14 protein-coding genes are annotated in these 23743 nt (G+C 67.1%); 13 read left to right on the top strand and 1 reads right to left on the bottom strand.

The genetic code is table 11. From position 1 onward, the window contains the following. The first annotated feature begins 8 nt into the window (after positions 1-8). The 11 genes from WC815_10670 (at position 9) to WC815_10720 (ending at position 16943) form a co-directional block, all read left to right on the top strand. Complete coding sequence (locus WC815_10670) at positions 9-3197, top strand: DUF1549 domain-containing protein (protein ID MFA5909230.1); 3189 nt, start codon at positions 9-11, stop codon at positions 3195-3197. 28 nt (positions 3198-3225) lie between these two features. After that, complete coding sequence (locus WC815_10675) at positions 3226-4686, top strand: DUF1501 domain-containing protein (protein ID MFA5909231.1); 1461 nt, start codon at positions 3226-3228, stop codon at positions 4684-4686. Between the two features lie 101 nt (positions 4687-4787). Further along, positions 4788-6218 (top strand): hypothetical protein, encoded by a 1431-nt coding sequence (locus WC815_10680; GenBank protein MFA5909232.1) that lies wholly within the window; start codon positions 4788-4790, stop codon positions 6216-6218. Positions 6219-6222: 4 nt separating this feature from the next. After that, positions 6223-7227, top strand: coding sequence for a hypothetical protein (locus WC815_10685; GenBank protein ID MFA5909233.1), 1005 nt, complete (start codon positions 6223-6225; stop codon positions 7225-7227). Between the two features lie 12 nt (positions 7228-7239). After that, on the top strand, positions 7240-7968 hold the full coding sequence (locus WC815_10690) for an urea amidolyase associated protein UAAP1 (protein MFA5909234.1): 729 nt from the start codon (positions 7240-7242) through the stop codon (positions 7966-7968). Next, positions 7968-8660 carry an urea amidolyase associated protein UAAP2 gene (locus WC815_10695; protein MFA5909235.1) on the top strand — a complete coding sequence of 231 codons (693 nt, stop codon included), beginning with the start codon at positions 7968-7970 and terminating at the stop codon, positions 8658-8660. The genes WC815_10690 and WC815_10695 overlap by 1 nt, the downstream gene beginning before the upstream one ends. Then, positions 8660-12238 (top strand): urea carboxylase, encoded by a 3579-nt coding sequence (uca, locus tag WC815_10700; GenBank protein MFA5909236.1) that lies wholly within the window; start codon positions 8660-8662, stop codon positions 12236-12238. Before WC815_10695 ends, uca begins: the two co-directional genes overlap by 1 nt. Further along, positions 12238-13971 (top strand): allophanate hydrolase, encoded by a 1734-nt coding sequence (atzF, locus tag WC815_10705; protein ID MFA5909237.1) that lies wholly within the window; start codon positions 12238-12240, stop codon positions 13969-13971. The genes uca and atzF overlap by 1 nt, the downstream gene beginning before the upstream one ends. Positions 13972-14205: 234 nt before the next feature. Next, entirely contained in the window at positions 14206-16191 is a 1986-nt protein-coding gene (locus WC815_10710) for an alpha/beta hydrolase domain-containing protein (GenBank protein MFA5909238.1), read from the top strand. A 25-nt stretch (positions 16192-16216) separates the two neighbouring features. Beyond that, the gene (locus WC815_10715; protein MFA5909239.1) at positions 16217-16747 is read left to right on the top strand and encodes a nucleotidyl transferase AbiEii/AbiGii toxin family protein; all 531 of its coding nucleotides are present in this window, start codon (positions 16217-16219) and stop codon (positions 16745-16747) included. After that, entirely contained in the window at positions 16737-16943 is a 207-nt protein-coding gene (locus tag WC815_10720; protein ID MFA5909240.1) for a hypothetical protein, read from the top strand. Before WC815_10715 ends, WC815_10720 begins: the two co-directional genes overlap by 11 nt. Positions 16944-17000: 57 nt before the next feature. On the opposite strand, the gene WC815_10725 is transcribed toward WC815_10720, so the two are convergent. Next, on the bottom strand, positions 17001-18089 hold the full coding sequence (locus tag WC815_10725) for a hypothetical protein (protein MFA5909241.1): 1089 nt from the start codon (positions 18087-18089) through the stop codon (positions 17001-17003). 157 nt (positions 18090-18246) lie between these two features. On the opposite strand from WC815_10725, the gene WC815_10730 reads away from it, so the two are divergent. Together WC815_10730 and WC815_10735 are read left to right on the top strand one after the other, a co-directional pair. After that, positions 18247-21189: a M14 family zinc carboxypeptidase gene (locus WC815_10730; protein MFA5909242.1), complete on the top strand. Its 2943-nt coding sequence runs from the start codon at positions 18247-18249 to the stop codon at positions 21187-21189. Positions 21190-21321: 132 nt separating this feature from the next. Then, positions 21322-23739: a hypothetical protein gene (locus WC815_10735; protein MFA5909243.1), complete on the top strand. Its 2418-nt coding sequence runs from the start codon at positions 21322-21324 to the stop codon at positions 23737-23739. Positions 23740-23743 lie beyond the last annotated feature (4 nt).

Raw genomic sequence — 23743 nt, forward strand, 5'->3', positions numbered from 1 at the left:
AAACGACGATGAGGCGTTCTGCGATTGCCCTGTTCGGGATTGCGGCCACCGGGCTTCTGTGGGTGTCGATGTCCACCCTCGAGGCCCAGTCGGCGCCCGACCCGCAGTTCTACGAGAAGCACATCAAGCTGGTTTTCGCGACCAACTGCCTGGCGTGCCACGGGGACACCGCGCGCGGCGGCCTGCGCGTGGACTCGAGGGAGGCGCTGCTCAAGGGCGGCAAGTCCGGCCCTGCGGTCGTCACCGGCGACCCGGACAAGAGTCTCCTGATGGCGGCGGTGCGGCACACCGGCGCCGTCAAGATGCCGCTTGGCGGCAAGTTGGCCGACAGCGAGATCGCCGACCTTGCCACCTGGATCAAGGACGGCCTCGTGTGGCCCGAAGTGGCGACGGAGAGCGGCAAGCCCGTCGCCGTCCTGACCGAGTTCTTCGAGTCGCACATCCGGCCGGTGCTCGCCCAACAGTGCTTCTCGTGCCACACGAGCTCGAAACAGGGCGGGCTGCGCCTCGACTCGCGGGCCGGGCTGCTGCAAGGCGGAAACTCCGGCGCCGCCGTGGTGCCCGGTGACCCCGACAAGAGCGTCCTGCTGAGCGCGATTCGCCACAGCGGCGCGCTGCGGATGCCGAAGGGCGGCACGCGCCTCCCCGACACCGACATCGCGAACTTCACCGCGTGGATCAAGGATGGCGCGTTCTGGCCGGTCGAGACGACCACCGTGAAGGAGTACTCGGCGGAGCAACGGAAGCTATGGTCGGTGCAGCCGCTGCAGAAGGTGGTGGTGCCGGACGTGAAGGACGCGGCCTGGCCGCTGAACGACATCGACCGTTTCGTCCTCGCGAAACTGGAGCAGGAGGGCCTGAAGCCCGGCGCCCTCGCCGATCGCCGGACGCTCCTGCGCCGGGTCAGCAACGACCTGGTCGGCCTGATGCCAAGCCACGAGCAGGTGGAGGCGTTCGAGGCCGACACCTCGCCGGACGCCTACGAGAAGATCGTCGATCGGCTGCTCGCCTCGCCGCAGTACGGCGAGCAGTGGGCGCGCCACTGGATGGACACCGTCCGCTACGGCGAAGACGACTACAACGTCGGCGGCGGACCGGAGCGCACCGAGAAGTATCCCTTCGCCTACCTGTATCGCGATTGGCTCATCGGCGCCCTGAACGACGACATCGGCTACGACATGTTCGTCAAGACGCAGCTCGCCGCCGACCTCCTGGACGAGAAGGTGCGCGACAAGAACATCGCGGCGCTCGGCATGAACGGCAACGGCATGTGGATCTTCACGGCCGGTCCCGCGCCGGTCGAGCGCGCTGACGAGTGGCACGACAAGGTCGACGTCACGAGCAAGGCCTTCATGGGCCTGACGGTCGGCTGCGCGCGCTGCCACGACCACAAGTTCGACGCCATCTACACGAAGGACTACTACTCGATGGCGAGCGTCTTCGCCAGCTCGCGCTTCAAAGACTACGCGCGCGTCCCGAAGGCGGTGGCCGACGAGTACGAGAAGCAGACCAAGCTCCTCGAGAAGAAGAACGAGGCGCTGACCAAGTTCCTCGACAACGCCTCGGCCCTCTACGCCCAGATGCTCTTCGCGCAGACCGAGACCTACATGCTCGCCGCGTGGAAGGTGGAGACCGCGAAGCGGGCCACCGTCGAGACCGTGGCCGACGACACCAAGCTCGATCCCGAGCTGCTCGGCCGGTGGGTCCGCTTCCTGAAGAAGAAGCCCGACAACTACTCCGCGCTGACGCCGTGGCAGGGAATGATTGCGAAGAAGGGCACGGAAGACGACGCCAAGGCGCTGGCGAAGGAGTTTGTCGCGAAGGTCGCCGAGATCAACGAGAAGCAGATCGCGCTCACGAAAGACAACGAGGTCACCCTCGCGCAGTACAAGAACGCCGACGACTTCTTCGATCCGCTCCCGAACGGTAAGAAGCGCAAGCTGAACGCCTACCAGATCGACCTGAAGAGCCTGGAGCGCGAAGACAACCAGCTGTGGCGCGACGTCTTCGACGCCGACGTCCCGGAGGCGACGGCTGATGTCGACCCCGATCCGCGGCGCCGCAAGCCCGGCTTGTTGAAGCTCACCGACGGGGCGTTGGAGCGCCGGCTGACGGCCGACCTGAAGCTGCACGTGGACCGCGCGCGCGTGGAGATCGACGCCTTCAAGAAGGCGATGCCGCCGCGGCCGCCGTTTGTCTATGGCATCGAGGACCTGAAGGAGCCGGCCGACCTCAAGGTGTTCGTGCGCGGCAATCCCTACGCCTTCGGCGAGGACGCCGCTCGCGCGCTGCCGTCGATCCTCAACAACGGGACGCAGAAGGTGTTCTCGAAGGGCAGCGGCCGCCTCGAGCTCGCCGACGAGATCGTCAAGCATCCCATCTCCTCCCGCACGGTCGTCAACCGGCTGTGGCGCTGGCACACGGGCCGCGGCATCGTCGATACGCCGAACAACCTCGGGATGGCGGGCGACCGTCCGTCGAATCCGGAACTGCTGGAGTACCTGGCGTCCCGGTTCGAAGCTGACGGCCGCTCGTGGAAGAAGTTCGCGAAGCTCGTGGTCATGTCCCGGATGTACCAGTTGAGCACGGCCGCCGTGCCCGGGAACATGACCAAGGACCCCGATAACCGGTTCTTCTGGCGTGCCAACCGTCAGCGCCTGACCGCCGAAGGCATCTGGGACAACCTTCTGCTGGCGTCGAGCTCGCTCGACCTGAAGGGCATCGGCGGCCCCTCGGAGGCCCTCACCGAAAAGACGACGAGACGCGGGGTCTACGGCGCGGTGAGCCGCATGTATCCGGCCGATTTCCAGACCGTCTTCGATGCGCCGACGGCGACGATCTCAACCGAGAAGCGCTACGCGACCAACGTGCCGCAACAGCGCCTCTTCTTCCTCAACAACACCTTCGTGGAGGCCCAGGCGCAGAAGTTGGCCGACCAGGTGAAGACCGCCGGCGACGAGGCCGCGCAAGCGACGCGCGCGTTCGAGATCGTGCTGCAGCGCGACCCGACGGCGGAAGAACTGCGGGAGGCGGTGGGGTTCCTGCGCCGGCCGCCGTTGAAGGCGCACGCTGTCGAGCAGGGGGGCGGCGAAGGGGTCCGCGACGCCGAGGCCGCGCCACCGAAGCGGCCGGATTCCCTGCTCCGGTCGTTCTGCTGGGCGCTGCTCAGCTCAAACGAGTTCCTGTTCGTCAACTAGGCCACGTCGCCTCACGGAGCAAGTCGTCATGTCATGCAACCACACGTTCAAGCCCATCACCCGCCGTCAGGCGCTTTCGAGAATGGGCGGCGGTTTCGGCCTTGTCGCCCTGTCCAGCATGTTGAGCGAGTCGCTCCTGCAAGCGGCGGCCAAGCCGGCAAAGCCGGTCAACACGGCCTTGAACGGCGTCATCAAGCAGCTCGATTTCAAGCCGAAGGCCAAGCGCGTCATCTTCCTGATGATGAACGGCGGCGTGTCGCACGTGGACACGTTCGATCCCAAGCCGATGCTGGACAAGTACCACGGCCAGCCCCTGCCGGGCGGACAGATCCTCACGCAGCGCAAGACCGGCAACCTGATGAAGTCGCCCTTCAAGTTCGAGAAGCACGGGCAGAGCGGCACGGAGCTGAGCGACCTGTGGCCGCACCTGGGCTCGGTCGCCGACGACATCTGCGTGGTGCGCTCGATGTGGTCGGAGATCCCGAACCACGAACCGGCGATCACGCTGATGAACACGGGCTCGTTGCTGATCGGCCGCCCGTCGATGGGCGCGTGGATCACCTACGGCCTGGGCAGCGAGAACCAGAACCTGCCCGGCTACATGGTGCTCACGCCCACCGAGCCGCTCACCGTGGGCAGCCCCTTATGGAGCTCCTCGTTCCTGCCGGCCGTCCACCAGGGCGTCGTCGTGCACAACCAGTACGTCGAGGGCGAGGCGTTCAAGCCCGAGAAGGTGATCCCGAACGTGCTGAACCTGAACGATCACGAATCGCAGATTCGTGACATCAGCTTCCTGCGCTACCTGAACGAAACCAACATCAAGCACATGCAGGCGCGGGACTCCGACCTGGACGCGTCCATCCGCTCGATGGAGACAGCGTTCCGGATGCAAACCGAGGCGCCAGACGTGTTCGACGTGAGCAAGGAGAGCAAGGCGACGCTGGACATGTATGGGTCCGGCAGCACCGCGCTCGGGTGCCTCATGTCGGCCCGGCTGGTCGAGAAGGGCGTGCGGATGGTGCAGACCTACTACGGGAAGGGCGACCCGTGGGACGCGCACAACGACATCATGACCTACCGGAAGCTGGCCAAGGACTCCGACCAGGCCTATGCGGCGCTGATCAAGGACCTCAAGCAGCGCGGTCTCTTCGAGGACACGCTGGTCGTGTGCGGCACCGAGTTCGGCCGCACGCCCGCCATCCAGACCTCGAACGATAATGCCGTCGGCCTCGTCAACGGCCGCGACCACAACACGCTCGGCTTTTCCATCTGGCTCGCCGGCGGTGGCATCAAGGGCGGCACGACCTACGGGGCGACGGACGAGTTCGGCTTCAAGGCCGTCGAGAACAAGGTGCACGTGCACGACCTGCACGCCACCATGCTCTACCTGCTGGGCATCGATCACACCAAGCTGACCTATCACTACTCCGGCCGCGACTTCCGCCTGACGGACGTGGCCGGAGAGGTCATCCACGGCATCATCGCCTAGGCCGATCGGATGACGCGCCTACTGTTTTTCGCGTTCTGCCTGTCCGCCGCCGTGCGCGAGTGGATCAAGACCAAGTGGCCGTTTCAGTCGGTGGAGGCTCCATGACCGTGATGTTCTGGCCCGTCGTCATCTTCATGGCGATCTCCCTGGCCATTGGGTTGTACACGTATACGCAAGTGCGCGGCTCGAGCGAGCGCTACACCGTCTGTGCGAAGTCGCTGCCCTTCATCGTCGTCGGCACCACGTTGATGGCCCAGGCGGTGGATGGCAACGCCACGCTGGGCGCCGTCTCCCTGACCTACACCAGCAGCGTCTGGTCCGGATTCATGATCGCGCTGGGCCTCGCCGCCAGCCTGCTGATCGTCGGCCGCTTCCTGGCCGCACCGCTCAACCGGATGGACCTCTTGACCCTGCCGGAGTTCTTCTATCGACGATACGGCACGGGGACGGAACTGCTGGTTTCGCTCTTGACGATCGTGTCGTTCACGATCCTGATCGCCGGCAACCTGAGCGCCGTCGCCTGGGTCTTGTCCGTCGTCAGCGGCATGGACTACCTGCCGGCGCTCGTCGTCTCGACCGTGGTCATCGTTACTTACACGATCGCCGGCGGCCTCTACTCCGCCGTATGGACGGACTTCTTCCAGGTCTATGTCGCCCTTATCGGCTTCGTGGCCGCGGCCGTGTGGCTCATCGCCACGAGGGGGCTCGGCAACATGCTCGCCGCCGTGCCACCGCCGGTCATCGACCTCGCGGCGCTCGCCTCCGTCAAAGGGGGCGCGCTGGTGAACTGGTCCGGCGCGATCGCGCTCGCCCTCGGGAACACGATGGCGCTCGACTTCATGGAACGGGTCTTTGCCGCCAAGGACGGATCGACGGCGCGTCGCGGCTGCTACTACAGCGCGACGATGACGCTCGTCATCGGCGTCTGCGTCGCCGTGGTCGGCGTGGCGGCCGTGTCGAGCGTCACCGGCATCGACGATCCCCGAGTGGTCCTGCCGGCCATGGCGTCCACCGTGCTGCCCTACTGGGTGGGCGTCATGGTGTTTTTGGGCGTTCTCGGCGCCTCGATGTCCACCGCGAACGGCGCCATCCTCGTCATCTCCGTCGTGCTGGCGCGCAACGTCATCCAGCGGCACCGCTCCACCATCATGGACGATGGCGGGATGCTTCGGCTGTCGAGGGTGATGGCGCTGCCGACGGCGGCGGCGGCCCTGGTGGCGTTTATCAGGCCCGAGCCGGGAATTCTGTTGATCATCGCCTTTGATATCGTACTTGCGGGCTGCGTGGTCCCGCTCTTCGCCGGAGTGTACTGGGAGAAGGCGAACAGCACCGGCGCCATCGGCTCCGTCGTCGTCGGCACGCTCGCGCGACTAGTCGCGCACTTCGTGACGCCGGCCGAGTGGGCGGGCCTCGACACGCTCGTGCCGCCGGTGCTCAGCGCCATCACGTTCTACGTCACCTGCCAACTTACGTGGAAGACGGTGCCGAGCCGGCACTACGTGCTCAACGAAATCGCGCAGGAAGGAGTCTGAGAGAGTGAAGAAGTCCTCGACGCTGGCGGGCCTCGGTGTGCTCCTCCTGCTGGCCGCCGTCTCCGCCCAGGAACCCGCGCCGCAAGCCCGGCCTCCGCGTCCGCCGCGGCCTGGGGTCAGCACCCCGGGTGTGAAGCGCGACATCAGCACGATCACGCCGATCGCGGTCTTTCCCGTCGAAGGAACGCCCGACTGGCAGGTCGTGACCGCCGACGCGGTGTGGGTGGCCAACGGGCCGAAGAACACCGTGCACCGGATGGACCCGAAGACGAACACCGTGGTCGCGACAATCGAGGTGGGCAAGAAGCCCTGCTCGGGCCTGGCCTCCGGCTTCGGCAGCGTGTGGGTGCCCAACTGCGGCGACCAGACGCTCTCGCGCATCGACATCAAAGCCGGGAAGGTGGTGGCGACGTTGCCCTACGGCCCGGCGGCGAGCGAGGGGGGCCTCGCGGCCAGCAAGGACAGCATCTGGATGCTCTCGGATGGCGGCGAGACGCTCCTGCGGATCGATCCGGCCACCAATCGCGCCGTCGCCAGCCTGGGCATGCCGGCGGGCTCGTTCGTGGTGGTCGTGAGCGAGGACCAGGCGATCTGGGTCGTCAGCACGGAAAAGAGCCAGGTGGTCCGCGTCGACCCGGCCACGAACCTGATCACGGACCGCATCGACGTCGGCCCGCGGCCGCGCTTTACGACCGTCGGCGGCGGCGCCGTCTGGACGTTGAACCAGGGCGACGGCACGGTGTCGCGCGTTGACGTCAAGTCGCGGAAGCTCGTCACGAACGTCGACATTGGCGGCCCGGGCGGCGGCGGAGAGATTGCCTACGGCGAAGGGGCCGTGTGGGTGACGCTGTTCGAGCTTCCCCTGACCCAGATCGACCCCGACACCAACAAGGTGGTGAAGCAGTGGGTCGGCGCCGGCGGAGACGCGGTGCGCGTGGGCCACGGATCGGTGTGGCTGTCGAACCTGCGCCAGCAAAATGTCTGGCGGCTGGATCCGAAACAGCCCTGAGGCCATGAGCACATGAACGATATTCTTCCTGAACGCGACATATTGTTTGAGGAGGTCCTGGCGCCGGGAGCGACGTGGTCGCACGTGCTCAAGCGCGGGACGACGCTGCGGATCACCGACATGGAGGGCGGCGCCAACGTGGGCGCCCTCCTGTACAACTCGGAGAATCCAACCGAGCGCTACAACATGCCGGACACGCTGAAGGCGCAGCACATCGCGAAGCTGACGAGCGGCGCGGTCCTCTACTCGGACATGGGCCGGATCCTCTGCTCGGTGACGAGCGACACGGTGGGCTGGCACGATCCGCTGGGCGGCTGCTCGAACGCCAGGCTCGTCCTCGACAAGTACGGCGCCGGGACCTACCAGGACTGCCGCAACGACTGGCACCGCAACGCCTACGACAGCTTCATCGTCGAGTTGGCCAAGCACGGGCTGGACGCGCGCGACATGACGGCCATGATCAACTTCTTCAGCAAGGTCACGGTGGCTGGCGGCGGCGCGATGCGATTTGTCGAGAACCACTCGGGCGCCGGCACGTTCGTGGACCTGCGCGCGGAGATGCATGTGCTGATGGTGCTCAACTCGTGCCAGCACCCCATGGACCCGTCGCCGGCCCATCGTCCACGGCCGGTGCACCTGTCGGTCCGCCGTACCCCGCCTCCAGCGGTCGATGATCCCTGCCGGATCTTCCGCCCGGAGAACGGGCGCGGGTTCCAATTAACGGAGCGGTACTTCCTGTGATGCCACAAGCCAATCTCGTCGGGGCGTCGGAGATCGAATCGAGTGAAAGCCCGGTCCGGAGCCGGCTCGACCCCGCGCGTGCCGTCTACGACGCGATCGTGCCGGCCGGCGAGCCCTGGGTGCACGAGGTCGCAAAGGGGCAGATCTTCCGCATCGTCGATCTCGAAGGCAACCAGGCGGCGGATACGCTCTTCTTCAACGCGGCCGACTACGGGGAGCGCTACTCCGCGCAGGACACGATTCGAGAGCAGGCGAACATCTACCTGACGACCGGGACGCGGCTCATGTCCAACCTGGGACGGGCGCTACTGACGATCGTGGCCGATACCTGCGGGCGACACGACACGCTCGGGGGCGCGTGCGCCACCGAGAGCAATCGCGTGCGCTATGCCCTCGAGAAGGGCCACATGCACGCGTGCCGCCAGAGTTTCGTGAGGGGCGTGCTCGCCTGGGGCCATGGACTCTCGAAGCGAGACATCGCGCACAACATCAACTTCTTCATGAACGTGCCGGTGACGCCGGACGGCGGCCTGACGTTCGAGGACGGCGTGTCGGCACCTGGCAAGTACGTGGAGATGCGCGCGGAGATGGACGTTGTCGCCCTCATCAGCAACTGCCCGCAGCTGAACAATCCCTGTAACGCCTACAACCCCACACCGGTCCGCGTCTTGATCTGGGATGCGATGGCGTGATGTTCCGTCGCGTCCTCGTGGCCAATCGCGGTGCGATCGCCTGCCGGATTTGTCCCACCCTTCGCAAGCTCGGCGTCTCGCCGGTAGCCGTCTACTCAGACGCCGATCGCCATTCCCGTCATGTCGCGGCGGCCGATCACGCCGTGCGGCTCGGGCCGGCGCCGGCCGCCGAAAGCTACCTGCGCCAGGAGGCGATCCTCGAAGCCGCGCGGAAGACGGGCGCCGAGGCCATCCACCCCGGGTACGGCTTCCTCAGCGAGAACCCGGATTTTGCCGATGCCTGCGAGCGTGCCGGCATCGCCTTTCTCGGGCCGACCGGCGCGCAGATGCGCGCGCTCGGCCTGAAGCACGCGGCCCGCGAGATCGCGCTCCAGCAGGACGCCCCGCTGCTCGTCGGTAGCCTCCTGCTGACGGACGAAGCGCACGCGCTCGCCGAGGCCGCACGCTGCGGCTATCCCGTGATGCTCAAGAGCACCGCGGGAGGCGGCGGGATCGGCATGCGGATTTGCCGCACGCCGCGGGAACTGGAAGACGCGTATGCGGCGGTGGTGCGCCTGGGCACGGCGAACTTCGGGCACGGCGGCCTCTACCTCGAGCGGTTTGTCGAGAACGCCCGGCACATCGAGGTGCAGATATTCGGTGACGGCCGCGGCGACGTCGTGGCGCTTGGCGAGCGCGACTGCTCCGCGCAACGCCGGAACCAGAAGGTCATCGAGGAAACGCCCGCTCCGGGCCTGAAGGCGGAGACGCGCCGGCGGATGTTCGAGACCTCGATCCGCATCGCGTCGGCCGTCAACTATCGCTCGGCCGGCACGGTGGAGTTTCTCTACGACGCCGACCGCGAGGACTTCTTCTTCCTGGAAGTGAACACGCGGTTGCAGGTCGAGCATGGCGTGACGGAGGCGGTCACCGGCATCGACCTCGTAGAGTGGATGGTGCGCCTCGGCGCAGGAGAGCTTCCTCCCCTCCAGGCGCTGCGCGTGGAACCCACGGGCGCGGCGATCCAGGTCCGTGTCTACGCGGAAGATGCGGCGCACGACTTCCGGCCGAGCACCGGGACACTGACCGACGTGCATTTTCCAGGCGACGCGCGGTGCGACACGTGGGTGGAAGCGGGAATGGAAGTCGGCCCGTACTACGACCCGATGTTGGCCAAGGTGATCGTGAAGGCCGACAGTCGAGAAGGGGCCGTCGATCTCCTGCGCACGACGCTCGCGGCGGCACGGTGTGCCGGCGTCGAAACCAACCTCGACTACCTGCGGCAGGTCGTCGCCACGCCGGCATTCGCCGCGGGCGGATTCTCGACGAGCTTCTTGACGGGCGTCACCTACCGGCCCCGCGCCTTCGAAGTGGTCGAACCCGGCGTGCAGACGACCGTGCAGGACTTCCCGGGGCGAACCGGCTTCTGGCACGTCGGCGTGCCGCCGTCGGGACCGATGGATGCTCTCGCGTTTCGACTCGCCAACCGCCTGGTGGGGAACGGCGACGGCGCCGCCGGCCTCGAGTGCACGATGATCGGGCCGACCCTGCGTTTCCATGCCGACGCCGTGGTCGCGCTGACCGGCGCCGACATGCAGGCGCGGCTGGACGGCGCCGCCGTGCCCCTGTGGGAGCCGGTGACCGTTCGCGCGGGTTCGGAGCTCCGGATGGGCGCCGCGGCCGGGCCCGGCGCGCGCGCGTATCTCGCCATTCGCGGCGGTCTCGACGTGCCGGTCTACCTCGGGAGCCGGGCCACGTTCATTCTCGGCAAGTTCGGCGGACATGCCGGCCGCACGCTGCGGAGCGGCGACATGCTCCGGTGGCTGGACGATGAGCCGCCGATGCCGCCCGCCTCGCCGCTCCCGGCGGATCTGACCCCGGCCTATTCGAGCGAATGGGAGATCGGCGCGGTCTACGGCCCGCATGGGGCGCCGGATTTCTTCCTGGACGAGGACATCACGACCCTCTTCGACCAGTCGTGGAAGGTCCACTACAACTCGGATCGCACGGGCGTGCGCCTGGTCGGACCGCGTCCCAAGTGGGCGCGCAGGGACGGCGGCGAGGCCGGGCTCCACCCGTCGAATCTCCACGACAACGCTTACGCCGTCGGGTCGATGGACTTCACCGGCGACATGCCGATTCTGCTGGCGCCCGATGGGCCGAGCCTTGGCGGGTTTGTCTGTCCGGCGGTCGTGGCCGATGCGGAGCTGTGGAAGCTCGGGCAGCTGCGCGCCGGCGACACCGTGCGTCTCCGGTTGATCACTAACCGGCAGGCCTTGGAGATGGCGCGGGAACTCGACCACGTGGTGACCACCCTCTCGGGCCGGCTGCCGAAGCCCGCGGTGGAGACGCCCGATCCCGCGGTGCTGAAGGCAGGGCCGCGCGTGACCTACCGCGCCGACGGCGACAGAAACCTCCTGATCGAGACCGGCACCAACGAGCTCGACCTGAACCTGCGGTTCCGCATCCACGCGCTCGAGCAGTCGCTGCGCGCCCAGGGCCTGCGCGGCATCATCGACGTAACGCCCGGGATTCGCTCGCTGCAGGTGCATTACGACAGCCGGCTGCTGCCGCGCGAAGAGCTCATGGCCTGCCTCGACGACTGCGATCGGTCGCTGGCCGACCTCGACGATCTCGTCATCCCGACGCGCACCGTGCACCTGCCGCTGTCGTGGGAGGACCCGGCGACGCTACTCGCCATCGAGAAATACATGCAGTCGGTGCGCGCCGATGCGCCGTGGTGCCCGAGCAACATCGAGTTCATCCGGCGGATCAACGGCCTCGAGTCGGTGGACGAGGTCCGCAAGATTGTGTTCGACGCCAGCTACCTGGTGATGGGCCTGGGCGACGTCTACCTCGGGGCGCCCGTGGCGACGCCGCTCGACCCGCGCCACCGCCTGGTCACGACCAAGTACAACCCCGCGCGGACGTGGACGGCGGAAAACTCCGTCGGCATCGGCGGCGCGTACATGTGCGTCTACGGGATGGAAGGGCCCGGCGGCTACCAGTTTGTCGGACGCACGGTGCAGATGTGGAACACGCACCGGACGACAAAGGAGTTCGTGCCCGGAAGTCCCTGGCTCCTGCGCTTCTTCGATCAGATTCGCTTCTTCCCGGTCGGGGCCGCCGAGCTGCTGGAGATGCGGGAGGCCTTTCCTCACGGCGAGTACAGCATTCCGATCGAAGGTAACTCCTTCAGCCTGCGCGGGTATCGGAAGTTCCTGCAGGACACCGCTTCCGAGGCGAAGGCTTTCAAGCGGCATCAGCACGCGGCGTTCGTGGCGGAACGGGAGCGCTGGGCCGCGGCCGGGCAGGCCGAGTTCATGGAGCCGCCGGATGTTCCGCCGCCGGCTTCTCATGTCGCGTTGCCCGAAGGGTGCATCGCCGTCCGCTCGCCGATGACGGCCAACGTGTGGCAGGTCGCCGTCGAGCCCGGACAGCGCGTCGAAGCCGGACAGAAGCTGCTCGTGCTCGAGGCGATGAAGATGGAAGTCCCCATCGTGGCGGCCACTGATGGCCTGGTCGACGGCATCCACTGCGCGAAGAGCGGGATGGTGACGGCGGGTCAGCACCTGGTGACCCTGCAGGTGCTCGCGTAGTGGAACGGCCAACCTTCGTCCCGACGGTCAGCGGCCTGCACGCGGCGTACCGGACAGGTGCCCGCTCACCGGACGGTGTCGTCGCCGGGATCTTCCGGCGCATTCGGTCGTCAGGGCTTGGGCCGGTGTGGATTTCCCTGGCCGACGAGGAAGAGGCGATGCTCCGCGCGAAAGCGTGGGATCCGCAGAAGCCGCTCGCCGGGATTCCCTTCGCCGTGAAGGACAACATCGATGTCAAGGGGATGCCCACGACCGCGGGCTGCCCGTCGTTTGCCTACGTCGCACGCCAGACCGCGGCGGCGGTGGTCCGCCTGCTCGAGGCTGGCGCCATCCTGATCGGCAAGACCAACATGGATCAGTTCGCCACCGGCCTGGTCGGCGTGCGGACGCCCTATGGCGCGTGTTCCAGCATCTTCGACGACCGCTACATTTCCGGCGGCTCGAGTTCCGGTTCCGCCGTCGCGGTCGCGCACGGGCTGTGCGCCTTCTCGCTCGGCACCGACACGGCGGGCTCCGGCCGGGTGCCGGCGGCATTCAATGGGCTCGTGGGTCTCAAGCCGACACGCGGCACCGTCAGCACCGACGGCGTCGTCCCGGCGTGCCGCTCCCTTGATTGCGTGTCGATCTTCACTCACACCGCGGGCGATGCCGAGAGGGTGTGGAGCGCCATTCGCTCGGACGAGGCCGCTCCGGACAGCGGCGTCCGGTCGATACCGGATGTCGGCTGGAGGTTTGGCGTCCCTCGCGACGAGGATCTGCGGTTCTTCGGCGACGCCGACGCCGAGGCGCTCTTTCGCCGCGCGGTCGAGCGATGCCAGACCCTTGGCGGGACCGAAGTACGAATCGACTACGCCCCGTTCCGCGAGGCGGCGGCGCTCCTCTACGAGGGGCCGTGGGTCGCCGAACGGTATGCGGCAGTCGGCGAGTTCTTGAAGAGCGAGCCCCTCGATGCCGACCCGACGGTCGCGAAGATCATCCTCTCAGGAGAACGTTTCTCGGCCGTCGAGGCGTTTCGCGCCTTCGATGCGCTCGACGCACTGAGGCGCCGGATGGCCCCCGTGTGGCGTGAGATCGATGTCCTCGTGCTGCCGACGACGGGGACGATTTACACGAAGGCGGCGGTGGCGGCCGATCCCATCGCGCTCAACGCGAATCTGGGGTACTACACCAACTTCGTGAACCTGATGGACCTTGCGGCTGTGGCCGTTCCCGCGGGCGTGTCTCCGGCGGGGTTGCCGTTCGGCCTTACGTTTATTGGCCGCGCGTTGTCGGACCGCGCGCTCCTCAGGCTGGCGCAATCCTTTGGCGGCGAGGCCCATGCCGATGAGCCCTGCCCGGGACGCGTGCAGGTGGGCGTGGTCGGGGCGCACCTGAGCGGTCAGCCGCTGAACGCGCAACTGATCGAACGGGGCGCGCGGCTGGTCTATGCGGGTCTCACGGCCCCGGCGTATCGCCTGTACGCGCTTGCCGGCACCGAACCGCAGAAGCCTGGACTCGTCCGGACGCCGGGGCCGAACGGCGCCGGCATCGAGGTCGAAGTGTGGGAGATGCCGGAAGAACGCTTCGGGTCATTCGTGAACGCCGTGCCCGCGCCGCTGGCCATTGGCAGCGTCGAACTCGCGACGGGTCAATGGGTTAAGGGCTTCCTGTGCGAGGCCTATGCCCTCGCCGGCGCTCGGGACATCACGGCGTGCGGGGGATGGAGAGGCTATCTCAGCGCCGAACGAATGTAGCCTCAAACCAAATTACTTTTCGTTGTAAAGTGAGGGATGCGCGCCAAGTTCGTCGACGAGCACGTCATGCCGCTCGAGAGCGACGACGCGCCGGACCTCGTGGTGATCCAGGTCTACATCACCAACGCGCGCCGGGCGTAGCGGCGAGGACGAACGCGGATGGAAGGTGTACCACGTCAGCCTGCACATCGCGTGAACCACTCTCCCGGCCCGGTCTGACGTAGGATTGGGCCCGTGCATCTGACCCTCCGGTCGCTCTGCCTCGCCACCTGCGTAGTCCTGTTCGGCTCGGCCGCCCACGCCGACGTGGTGAAGCTGGTGGTCGAGAAACGCGAGGCGTTTGCCAACCAGGGCCGGCCCTACGAGAAGCTGACCGGCCGCTTCTACGGCGAGCTGGACGCGCGGCACCCGCTGAACGCAGTCATCACCGACATCGAGCACGCACCCCGCAACGCGCGGGGCCAGGTCGAGTATTCGGCCACCTTCACCATCCTGAAGCCTGTGGACATGACGGGCGTTACCGGCGTCCTCGTCTATCAGGTACCGAACCGCGGACGAGCGGGCATCGAGGGTGGCGGTTACTTCGCCGACTTCCGTTCGCAGGGCCATGTGCTGGTCGCGAATGGATGGCAGGCCGACATTGCTGCTGGCGCGGGCATCGAGACGCTGGTGACGCCCATTGCCAAGCACGCGGATGGCTCGAGCATCACCGGGCCCGTGATGTCGCGCATCGCCGACGCTCCCGCCGGATCCAACACGCAGACAATCATTCGTGGCCGGGTAACGGGCACGGCGACGCCGGCGAGCCTCGATACCACCAAGGCGACGCTGACGCGCCGCGCGTCCGAGGCCGGCAGCCGGGTGCCCCTGCGCGCCGACGAGTGGGCTTTTGCCGATTGCTCCGCGACCCCGTTTCCAGGCCGCGCGGCGCCCGACAAGGTGTGCCTGAAGGGCGGTTTCGATCCGGCGTCGCTCTACGAGCTGACCTACATCGCCAAGGATCCACCGGTCCACGGCATCGGCTTCGCCGCCACCCGCGATCTGATTGCGTTCCTGCGCCACGGCTCCACCGGAAATCCGCTGGCCGCGGCGGTCCGTCACACCATCGCGCAGGGCAACTCCCAGTCGGGCAACTACCTAAGGAGCTTGCTGCACCTCGGCTTCAACCAGGACGAGGCCGGACGCCGCGTGTTCGATGGCATGAACCCCAACATCGCGGCGCGTCAGCTGGCGATGAACATCCGCTTCAGCGCACCGAGCGGCGCGGCCGAGATGTTCGAGCCGGGCAGCGAGGGCGTGTTGTGGTGGAGCGACTACGCCGATCAGGCGCGGGGCCGTCAGGCTGGCGGACTGCTGGCGCGGTGCCAGGCCACCGGGACGTGCCCGCGCATTGTCGAGACGTTCGGCTCGGCCGAGTTCTACTCGTTGAGGGCCTCGCCCAACCTCGTCGGCACGCGCGCGGACCGGGACATTCCGCTTCCGGCCAACGCCCGGCGCTATTACTCGCCGAGCACCCGTCACGGCGGTGGCCAAGGCGGGTTCAACGTGGATGTGCCGATCGATGCGTGTTGCCAGCTGGCATCCAACCCGAACCCCTCTGCCGATACGAATCGTGCGCTGCTGCACGCACTCGTCGATTGGGTCGTAAAGGACGCGCCACCGCCCCCCAGCCGCTATCCGCGATGGGATCGCGGTGATCTGGTGCCGCCCACGCAGGCGGCCCTGGGGTTTCCGCTGATTCCAGGCGTTTCGCTCCCCGACGGCGTGATCGTGCCGTTCTACGAGTACGACTTCGGGCCCGGCTTCCGCAATGCCGATGTCTCCGGCGTCGTCTCGGTGCAGCCGCCCATCGTCCGGCAGACGCTGCCGATGCTCGTGCCTCGCGTGGATGCTGACGGGAACGAACTGGCTGGGGTTCGCAGCGTGCTGCTCGAGGCGCCGCTCGGCACCTATACCGGCTGGAATCCCATCGCCCGTGGGTTCTTCAAGGGCGACATCCAGGCGCTTGGCGGCGGCTTCATTCCATTCGCCAGGACCAAGGCGCAACGCGTGGCCGCAGGCGATCCACGCCTGTCACTGGAGGAACGCTACGTCACGCACGACGCGTACGTCGCACGCGTCAAGGCTGCCGCGGCGCGAGCGGTGGCCGAACGGTTCTTGTTGCCGGACGACGCGGAAAAGCTGGTGGCGCAGGCTGAGAAGAGCAGCGTCCTGCGATAGCCCCGGTTGTGCCAGAATTCGACCAGTGAACTTCGGGGAGGCGCTCGATCGTGTGGGCACCGTGCTGGCCGCGGGGAGTTGGCAGTGGGCGGTTGCCGGCGGCGTGGCGCTGTCTGCCTACGGCAACCCGCGCATGACCCTGGACCTCGACATTGTCACCGAAGCGGCGGCGCAAGACACGGTGGTGTCGGGATTGGAGGCGGCCGGTTACGTCACGCTCTACCGATCCACGGGTTTCTCGAACCATCGCCATCCCGAATCGCAGTGGGGGCGTCTGGACTTCATCTATGTGGATGGCGGTACGGCGCGCCAGCTGTTTGCGTCCCTGCGACCGTTACCAGGTCCGGCGGGACGGTCAGTGCTGGTTCCTCGGGCCGAGCACTTGATTGCCATGAAAGTGCAAGCCATGAAGAACGCACCCGATCGCGCGCTACAAGACTTGGCGGACATCGCCTACTTGCTGTCGCTCCCAGGAACGGACGGTGTCGAGGCGCGTGGCTACTTCGTGAAAGCGGGCCTGTCCGATCGATGGGAGCAGCTGACGCATGGCCGCTGAGTTGCTGTTCGATCTCGATCGGGATCTGCCGGTGACTGCGGCCGACGTGGAGGCACAGCGACGCCTGCGCGCCGACCTGCCATCGTGGTTCGAGTTGAACTGGACGCAGATTGCTGACATCGTCGGCCCGGGGGCTCTCGATCGGCGGCCTCTGGCTGAAGATCGCTGGCGCCCGTTCTCCCTCGAGACCACCTAGCGATCAACCGGTCGCGCGTGCACGCGTGTTATTCTCGCCTGACCCTTCCGATCTGGACTATTCCTTCTGCACCGTCACCGTGACCGGCGCCTGCATGCGCACCGTCACCGTAGTGCCGGCCGACAGCGTGGCCGGGTTGCGGTCGTTGCTCATGGCCGCCGCGGTGCCGGCGCCGGCGCCGACCGCGCCGCCGATGGCCGCGCCCTTGCCGCCGCCGAGGATGGCGCCGAGAATGGCGCCGCCGATGGCCGCACCGCCGACCTTGGCTGCGCTTTCACCGCCGGGCGATTGCCCCTCGCGGACGACCGGGTCGCTCTTGAGCGCGAGCTGCGTGCCGTCGGCCAGCACGATGGTGTGGAACCGGATCGCCAGGCGCGCCTTGCCCTTCATGCGGCCGCCCTTGTCCACTTCGGTCACCGAACCGCGGACGGTCGAGCCCGCCGGAATGGCAATGCGATTCTCCACGCGCACGTCGCGCGTGACGCGCGCGTCAACCTTGTCTTCGACGCGGGCCAGTTCGCTCGACACCGTGCGCTCGATCTGCAAGCCGAGCACGGCATCCGACGGCACCGTGACCTCCACGAATTCCGGCGCGGGCGGCGGCGGTGGTGCCGGCCCATTCGACTCGCGTGACCGCTCGCTCAGGGCAGGCGGTTCGGGTTCGCGGTACTCCGGGACCGACGGCTGCACCGGGGCGCGCGACTCCCACATCGTCCCGCCGGACGGCGTGTTGCGCGCTTCTTCACGGGGCGCTGGATTCGACGAGGCAATCGTCGCTTCAGGCACGGGCGCCGGCGTACGCGAGGGCACCGCGGGCAGCGAGGCCGCCGCGCGCGACGAGGTCGCCGGCGCGCTCGAGATGGCCGGCATCCGGCGCGACGTGCTCGGCGCGGGGCTGATCTGCGTAGTGTCGGGAGCGTTCGGGCGCGGGGCCTCCGGGGCGATCACGCCTTCGGACTCGGTGACAGGCGCCCCTGGCGTCGCAACCGCAGCAGGTTCGACGGGCGCCCCCGAGGCCCCCGAGGCACCATAGGCACCTGAGGCACCCGATGTCTGATTCTGCCGGACCGCCAGGTAGGACCCGCCGGCTGCCGCCGCCAGGCACCCAATCGACAATCCCGCGAAGACCAGCTTGTTGAACTCCATTGCCATTGCTCCCTGCCGTCGTTTCAGCAAGGGCCGTGCCGTGCGAAAACAGGCGGAAACCGGCATTCTACGCCGGTTTTCACGTCGAATTCCGCTGCCGGGTGTCCTGATCCGTGGAAGGTGTCCCCTCGGGCCTATACTGGCCTTCGGAGGACGAATGAAGAGATTCATCGCAGGCGTGGCGGCCGTGGCCATGGCCGCCGGCGCCATCACGGCCTTGAGCGCCCAGTCCAAGGCCTCACCCCAGAAAATCGACGCGGAGTACACCGCCAAGATCAAGGAAGCGCTCCAGGATCCCCGGATCACCACGGAGCTGGTCGATCACCTGCCGGCGTCCGACACCGTGCCGTCGCCGCTCAAGTTCCTGGGCCGCTACGTCGGCCAGCCCGGCGAGCTGACCTACGCCAAAGACATCCATCGTTACTACGAGCAGCTCGCGAAGGTGTCGCCCCGCGCCCGCTACTGGAAGATCGGCACGAGCGAAGAGGGCCGCGACATGGTGGCGCTCGCGATTGCGGACGAGGCGACGATCAAGAACCTCGAGAAGTACCGCGATCAGCTGGCGGCGTTGAACGATCCGCGCAAGACCACCGACGCGCAGGCCCAGGCCCTGCTCAAGACCGCCAAGCCGATCTACTACCTCACCAGCGGCATCCACTCGCCGGAAAACGGCGGGCCCGAAATGCTGGTTGAACTGGCCTACCGCCTCATCGTCGAGGAGACGCCGTTCATTCAGAACATCCGCAACCACGTGATCACGCTGATCACGCCGGTGATAGAAGTGGACGGCCGCGAGAAGCAGGTTGACACCTACTACTTCAACAAGACCCGCGCCCAGGGCGACGCCCGGCTGCCGCTGATGTATTGGGGCAAGTACGTGCAGCACGACAACAACCGCGACGGCATGGGCCAGTTCCTCGAGCTGACCAAGGCGGTGACCCGCACGCAGTTGCAGTGGTACCCGACCGTCATGCACGACCTGCACGAGGCGCAGACCTACCTCTACTCGTCCACCGGCACCGGCCCCTACAACGACGCGCTCGATCCGATCGTGATCAGCGAGTGGTGGCAGCTGGCGCAGAACGACGTCATGGAAATGACCAAGCGCGGCGTGCCCGGCGTGTGGACCTACGGCTTCTACGACGGCTGGGTGCCGAACTACATGTTCTTCATCGCCCACTCGCACAACTCGGTCGGCCGCTTCTACGAGGTGCAGAGCTACGGCCCCGACAATTACGAGGTGCGCCCCGGCGCCACCACCACCAGCAAGGAATGGTTCCGGCCCAACCCGCCGCTGCCGTTCATCAAGTGGGGGCCGCGCAACAACACCAACATCCAGCAGTCGGCCGTGCTCTTCTCCCTCAGCCACGTGGCGAAGAACAAGGAGACCTACCTCGAGAACTACTGGCTGAAGAACAAGCGGTCGATCGCGGAGGGCACCGACGGCCCGATCAACGCGTGGATCATTCCCGCCGGCCAGCGCCGCAAGGCCGACGCCGCCGACGCGGTGAACGAGCTGATGCGCCAGGGCCTCGAGATTCACCGCGCCGGCAGCGCCTTCAAGGCCGGCAACGTCAACGTCGCCGCCGGCGATTACGTGGTCCGTGGCGACCAGCCGTACCGCACGCTGGCCGAGATGTACTTCTCGGTGCAGAACTATCCGCCGCAGAACCCCAGTCCCTATGACGACACCGGCTGGACGTTCCAGTTCATGCGCAACATCAAGATGGCGACCGTCAACGACAAGGGCGTGTTCACGCAGCCCATGACGAAGGTCACCGACCCGGTGAAGGCCGCCGGCGGCATCGAAGGTGCCGGCGCGACACTTGTCGTCGAGCACACCGCCGACAACAACCTCGTCACGTTCCGCTTCAAGAACGCCGATGTCAGGATGATGGCCGCCGAAGAGGACTTCGAGCTGAACGGCCGGAAGTTCCGCGCCGGCGCGCTGATCGTGCCCAACGCCGATCGCGCCAGGTTCGAGCCGATGCTGCGGGACCTCGGCCTGTCGGCGTGGGCCGTGGCCGCGGCGCCGTCGGTCAAGACGCACGACCTCGACATCCCGCGCATCGGCTACATCCACAGCTGGACGCGCACGCAGGACGAAGGCTGGGTCCGCGCCGCCCTCGACACCTACGGCGTGCCCTACACCTACTTCGCCGACCAGAGGCTGAAAGGCGAGCCCAACCTGCGGTCGAAGTACGACGTGATCATCTTCCCGCACGTCGGCGGCACCGCGCAGTCGCAGGTCAACGGCATGGCCATGACCGGCAAGGCCCCGCTGCCCTACAAGAAGACCGACAAGACGCCGAACCTTGCCTTCGTGGATCAGTCCGACGACATCCGCGGCGGCATGGGCCTCGAAGGGCTGATGAACCTGGCGAAGTTCGTCCAGGACGGCGGCACGCTCATCACCGAAGGATCGACGGCCACGATCTTCCCGGCCTACGCGGTGACGACGGGTGTCACGGTGGAGACGCCGGCGCAGCTGTTCGTGCGCGGCTCGATCCTTCGCGGCAAGTGGAGCGATGCGAAGAGTCCGCTCGCCTACGGCTACGACAACGCCGATCTGCCGGTGTACTTCAACCAGTCACCGGTGTTGAACGTGGGAGGCGGTGGTCCCGGCGGGTTTGGCGGCTTCGGCGGTGGTGGTGGCGGCCCGGCCAACGCCGGCCTTGGCCAGAACGTCACGCCGAACGCCACGCCCGTGCACATTTCGCCCTTCGAGGCGGACGAGGCGGCGGCCCAGGCCGGCGAGCGGCCGCAAGCCGACGCGGCGGAAGAGTTCCGCAACCGGGCGCGCCAGGCCGGCGTCACCTTCGACGAATCGCGCCCGCGCGTGGTGATGTCGTTCCCGCAGAACCCGAACGACATGCTGCTGTCGGGCACGCTGGCGAATGGGCAGTTCCTCTCGAACCGCGCCGCGCTGGTGGATGTGCCGCTCGGCCGAGGCCACGTGGTGATGTTCGCCATTCGCCCGTTCTGGCGGTGGCAGACCCAGGGCACCTACTCGCTGGGCTTCAACGCCCTCATGAACTGGAACGACCTCGACGCCGGCAAGGCCGAACCGCAGTCGCCCACGACCTCCGGCCAGCAATAGAAGGAATCCCCATCCCGTCAGGGAATTTCAGCAACACCTCGGGAAATTGACGCGAAATCGGCCCCGCTGGGGCCGATTTCGTTGTTGCCCCGGCTGGCCATCTTCTTGCTTTCCACCCGTCGAGGGTGAGTCATGCAATCCCGGCGAAATCCGCTCTTCATCCTGCTGATCGCCACCGCCACCGCTGCCACTGCCGCAGGCACGGTGCGACAGGCCCCCAAGACCGAGACCCTGGCCGGACCGGCTGTCGTCGAGAGCTGGGGCCCCGGCGCCCTCGATCGCTGGCGCGCCGACGGCGGTTCGAACACCAACCCGGTCCTGACCGCCTCGATCATGCCTTCCCCCTCGGGGATCGGCGAGGCCCTGCGCACCACCGCGGCTCCCGGTAACGGCGAATGCCGCCCCGTGTCGGTGACGCGCTCGTTCGACGCGGCGAAGGTGCAGGCCTACGATGCCTACCTGGATGCGTTCGTCGTCTTTCGCTCCAGCGACGAAGACGCGCAACCCGTGTTCATTCGCGTGGAACTGTTCGACGAAGCCGGCGTCAAAATCGGCCAGCGCGAGTACTACGCTGGTGGCCTGATCCCGCGCACCTTGCGCAACACCGGAAAGGCGACGGAACTGCCCGTCGCGGCCGGCATCGTGCGCATTCCGCTGCACCACGTCACGTACCGTTACGTCACCTTCTCGCGCATGACCGTCTCGCTCGTCCACCAGGGCTGCGGCGGCACGAGCGAGCTGACGGTCGGCACCCTGGTGTTTTGTCCCAGCGCGAAGTCGTGCGGCCTGACGATCAGCGAGGCTCCCGCCGACGGGGCGGCGGAGGTCAAGCGGTTGCTGGGCACGCTCGACGACAACCCGATCGGGAGCTACTTGCGCGGCATCGTGCCGGCGCCACGCATTGCCCCGGCCCGGCCATCGCCGCCGCCGGTACCGAAGCCGATGCTGCAGCGTGTGTCGTGGGCGCCGGGCGTGTCATGGACGCCGGCCCAGCCTGCCGGCCAGTGCAACGCGTCAATCGAGGGGTACATCCAGGACGCGCGGCGCATCAACGCGGTCATCGGCGAGCGGCCCGACCTCAAGGGCCGCCTGACCGACCTGACGACCTCGATGCTCGGCGCGCTCAAGCTGCCCGAAGGCAGCGGCGCGGCCATCGCCAAGGACATCACCGAGCGTGTCGTTGACCACTACGGCATGTTGACGGCGCTCGGCGAGCAGGTCGGCGCCGAAGAGTACGAGCAGGCCAGTGCGACCATCACCACGCTCGTGCTCAAGAACCTCCTGACGCAAGTCGAAGGCCCCGCCCACTTCGGCAAGTTGAGCAAGGCCGGCCATAGCTGGTTGCAGACCTACCTGCGAAGCATCCCGGACCACCAGCGCGACATGGTGATCGACAAGTTGAAGATCGTCCTCAAGGATCAACCGAAGTACGTCGAGGCGCTGACCACCGGCATGTCCCTCGACCTCGGAACGGCCACCGGCGAGTTGTCAGAGGGACAAGTGCGCGACGCCATGCAGACACTGGTGCTGAACCTGGCGACCACGATGTCGCCCCAGTTCGCGCTGGTCAAGTCGTCGCTGCTGGCCATGAACGAGGGTGCGGTCGCCGCCCAGACCTACGTCGCTGACGGCGAGGTCACCGCGATGTACGCGGCGTGGAAAGAGAACCCCAAGGGCGACTACGACCTCGACCCCAAGTACCGCTTCACGAACCAGGCCTTGCTCGCGACAAAGCGGGTGATGCGTTCACTCGGCTCCGGCGTGGACCCGCGCACCGGCGCCGAGCGCAACATCACCGATGCCGAGGCGGACAAGTTCTTGTTAAAGCAGTTCGATACCTGGCAAAAGGCCGAGGCCGCGGCAGCGAATCACACCGAGGCGCTGTCGCGGGCGTGGCAGGCGTACGGCAAGAGCGACCAGTTCTGTGTGGGCACCGCGCTCGACAAGCAGGTCTGGCCGGAAGGCCGCACCACAGGCCGTACCTGGAACAAGCTCTGGGACAGTTGCTACGAGGCCATCGAACGCTTCAAGAAATACGCGGCACTGCACGTGCAGGTGAATCGCGAGTTCCGGAGCTGGCAGCGGTCGGGCACCGAGTGCAGCTCCGACGGCATGATGGATCTCGGCGTGCAGCAACTGGCGTGCACCTACATTCAGGAAGGCGCCAATGCCTACTACGACGCGCTGGGCGAGAGAATCGATCGGTGTGGCTGGCTCTCCCGGCCGCTGGCGCGCATCAAGGCAGACCGGCAGAAGGGCGTCGCCCGCGAACTCCAGAGCCTGACGCCGCTGAAGCTCCAAGCCGTGCTGCGGAACATCGACAATGAAAAGTTGCTGGCCTGCCTGTGCCGGCAGATGAACCGGAACTACGAGCCGCTCGGGAAGGGCTGCAATCCCGATGTGTCAAAGGGCCTCTGCCTGCTGGACGCCTTCGGCTGCAGCCGGGACGCGCCGCCGATGGACACGTATCGGCTGAGCGTGTGCGGCGTGGACAAGGCGGTGACCGACCACCTGTTCCGCATCCGCCTGGCGCAGGGTCGCAACAAGTAGGGCG

The organism is Vicinamibacterales bacterium (genome assembly GCA_041659285.1).
Taxonomy (GTDB): domain Bacteria; phylum Acidobacteriota; class Vicinamibacteria; order Vicinamibacterales; family UBA2999; genus 12-FULL-67-14b.

What these genes read in the sequence shown, in the direction of transcription:
- uca (MFA5909236.1), top strand. Translation starts at nt 8,660, where the DNA reads ATGTTCCGTCGCGTCCTCGTGGCCAATCGCGGTGCGATCGCCTGCCGG.
- WC815_10680 (MFA5909232.1), top strand. Translation starts at nt 4,788, where the DNA reads ATGACCGTGATGTTCTGGCCCGTCGTCATCTTCATGGCGATCTCCCTG.
- WC815_10690 (MFA5909234.1), top strand. Translation starts at nt 7,240, where the DNA reads ATGAACGATATTCTTCCTGAACGCGACATATTGTTTGAGGAGGTCCTG.
- WC815_10730 (MFA5909242.1), top strand. Translation starts at nt 18,247, where the DNA reads ATGAAGAGATTCATCGCAGGCGTGGCGGCCGTGGCCATGGCCGCCGGC.
- WC815_10725 (MFA5909241.1), bottom strand. Translation starts at nt 18,089, where the DNA reads ATGGAGTTCAACAAGCTGGTCTTCGCGGGATTGTCGATTGGGTGCCTG.
- WC815_10675 (MFA5909231.1), top strand. Translation starts at nt 3,226, where the DNA reads ATGTCATGCAACCACACGTTCAAGCCCATCACCCGCCGTCAGGCGCTT.
- WC815_10735 (MFA5909243.1), top strand. Translation starts at nt 21,322, where the DNA reads ATGCAATCCCGGCGAAATCCGCTCTTCATCCTGCTGATCGCCACCGCC.
- WC815_10670 (MFA5909230.1), top strand. Translation starts at nt 9, where the DNA reads ATGAGGCGTTCTGCGATTGCCCTGTTCGGGATTGCGGCCACCGGGCTT.
- WC815_10720 (MFA5909240.1), top strand. Translation starts at nt 16,737, where the DNA reads ATGGCCGCTGAGTTGCTGTTCGATCTCGATCGGGATCTGCCGGTGACT.
- WC815_10695 (MFA5909235.1), top strand. Translation starts at nt 7,968, where the DNA reads ATGCCACAAGCCAATCTCGTCGGGGCGTCGGAGATCGAATCGAGTGAA.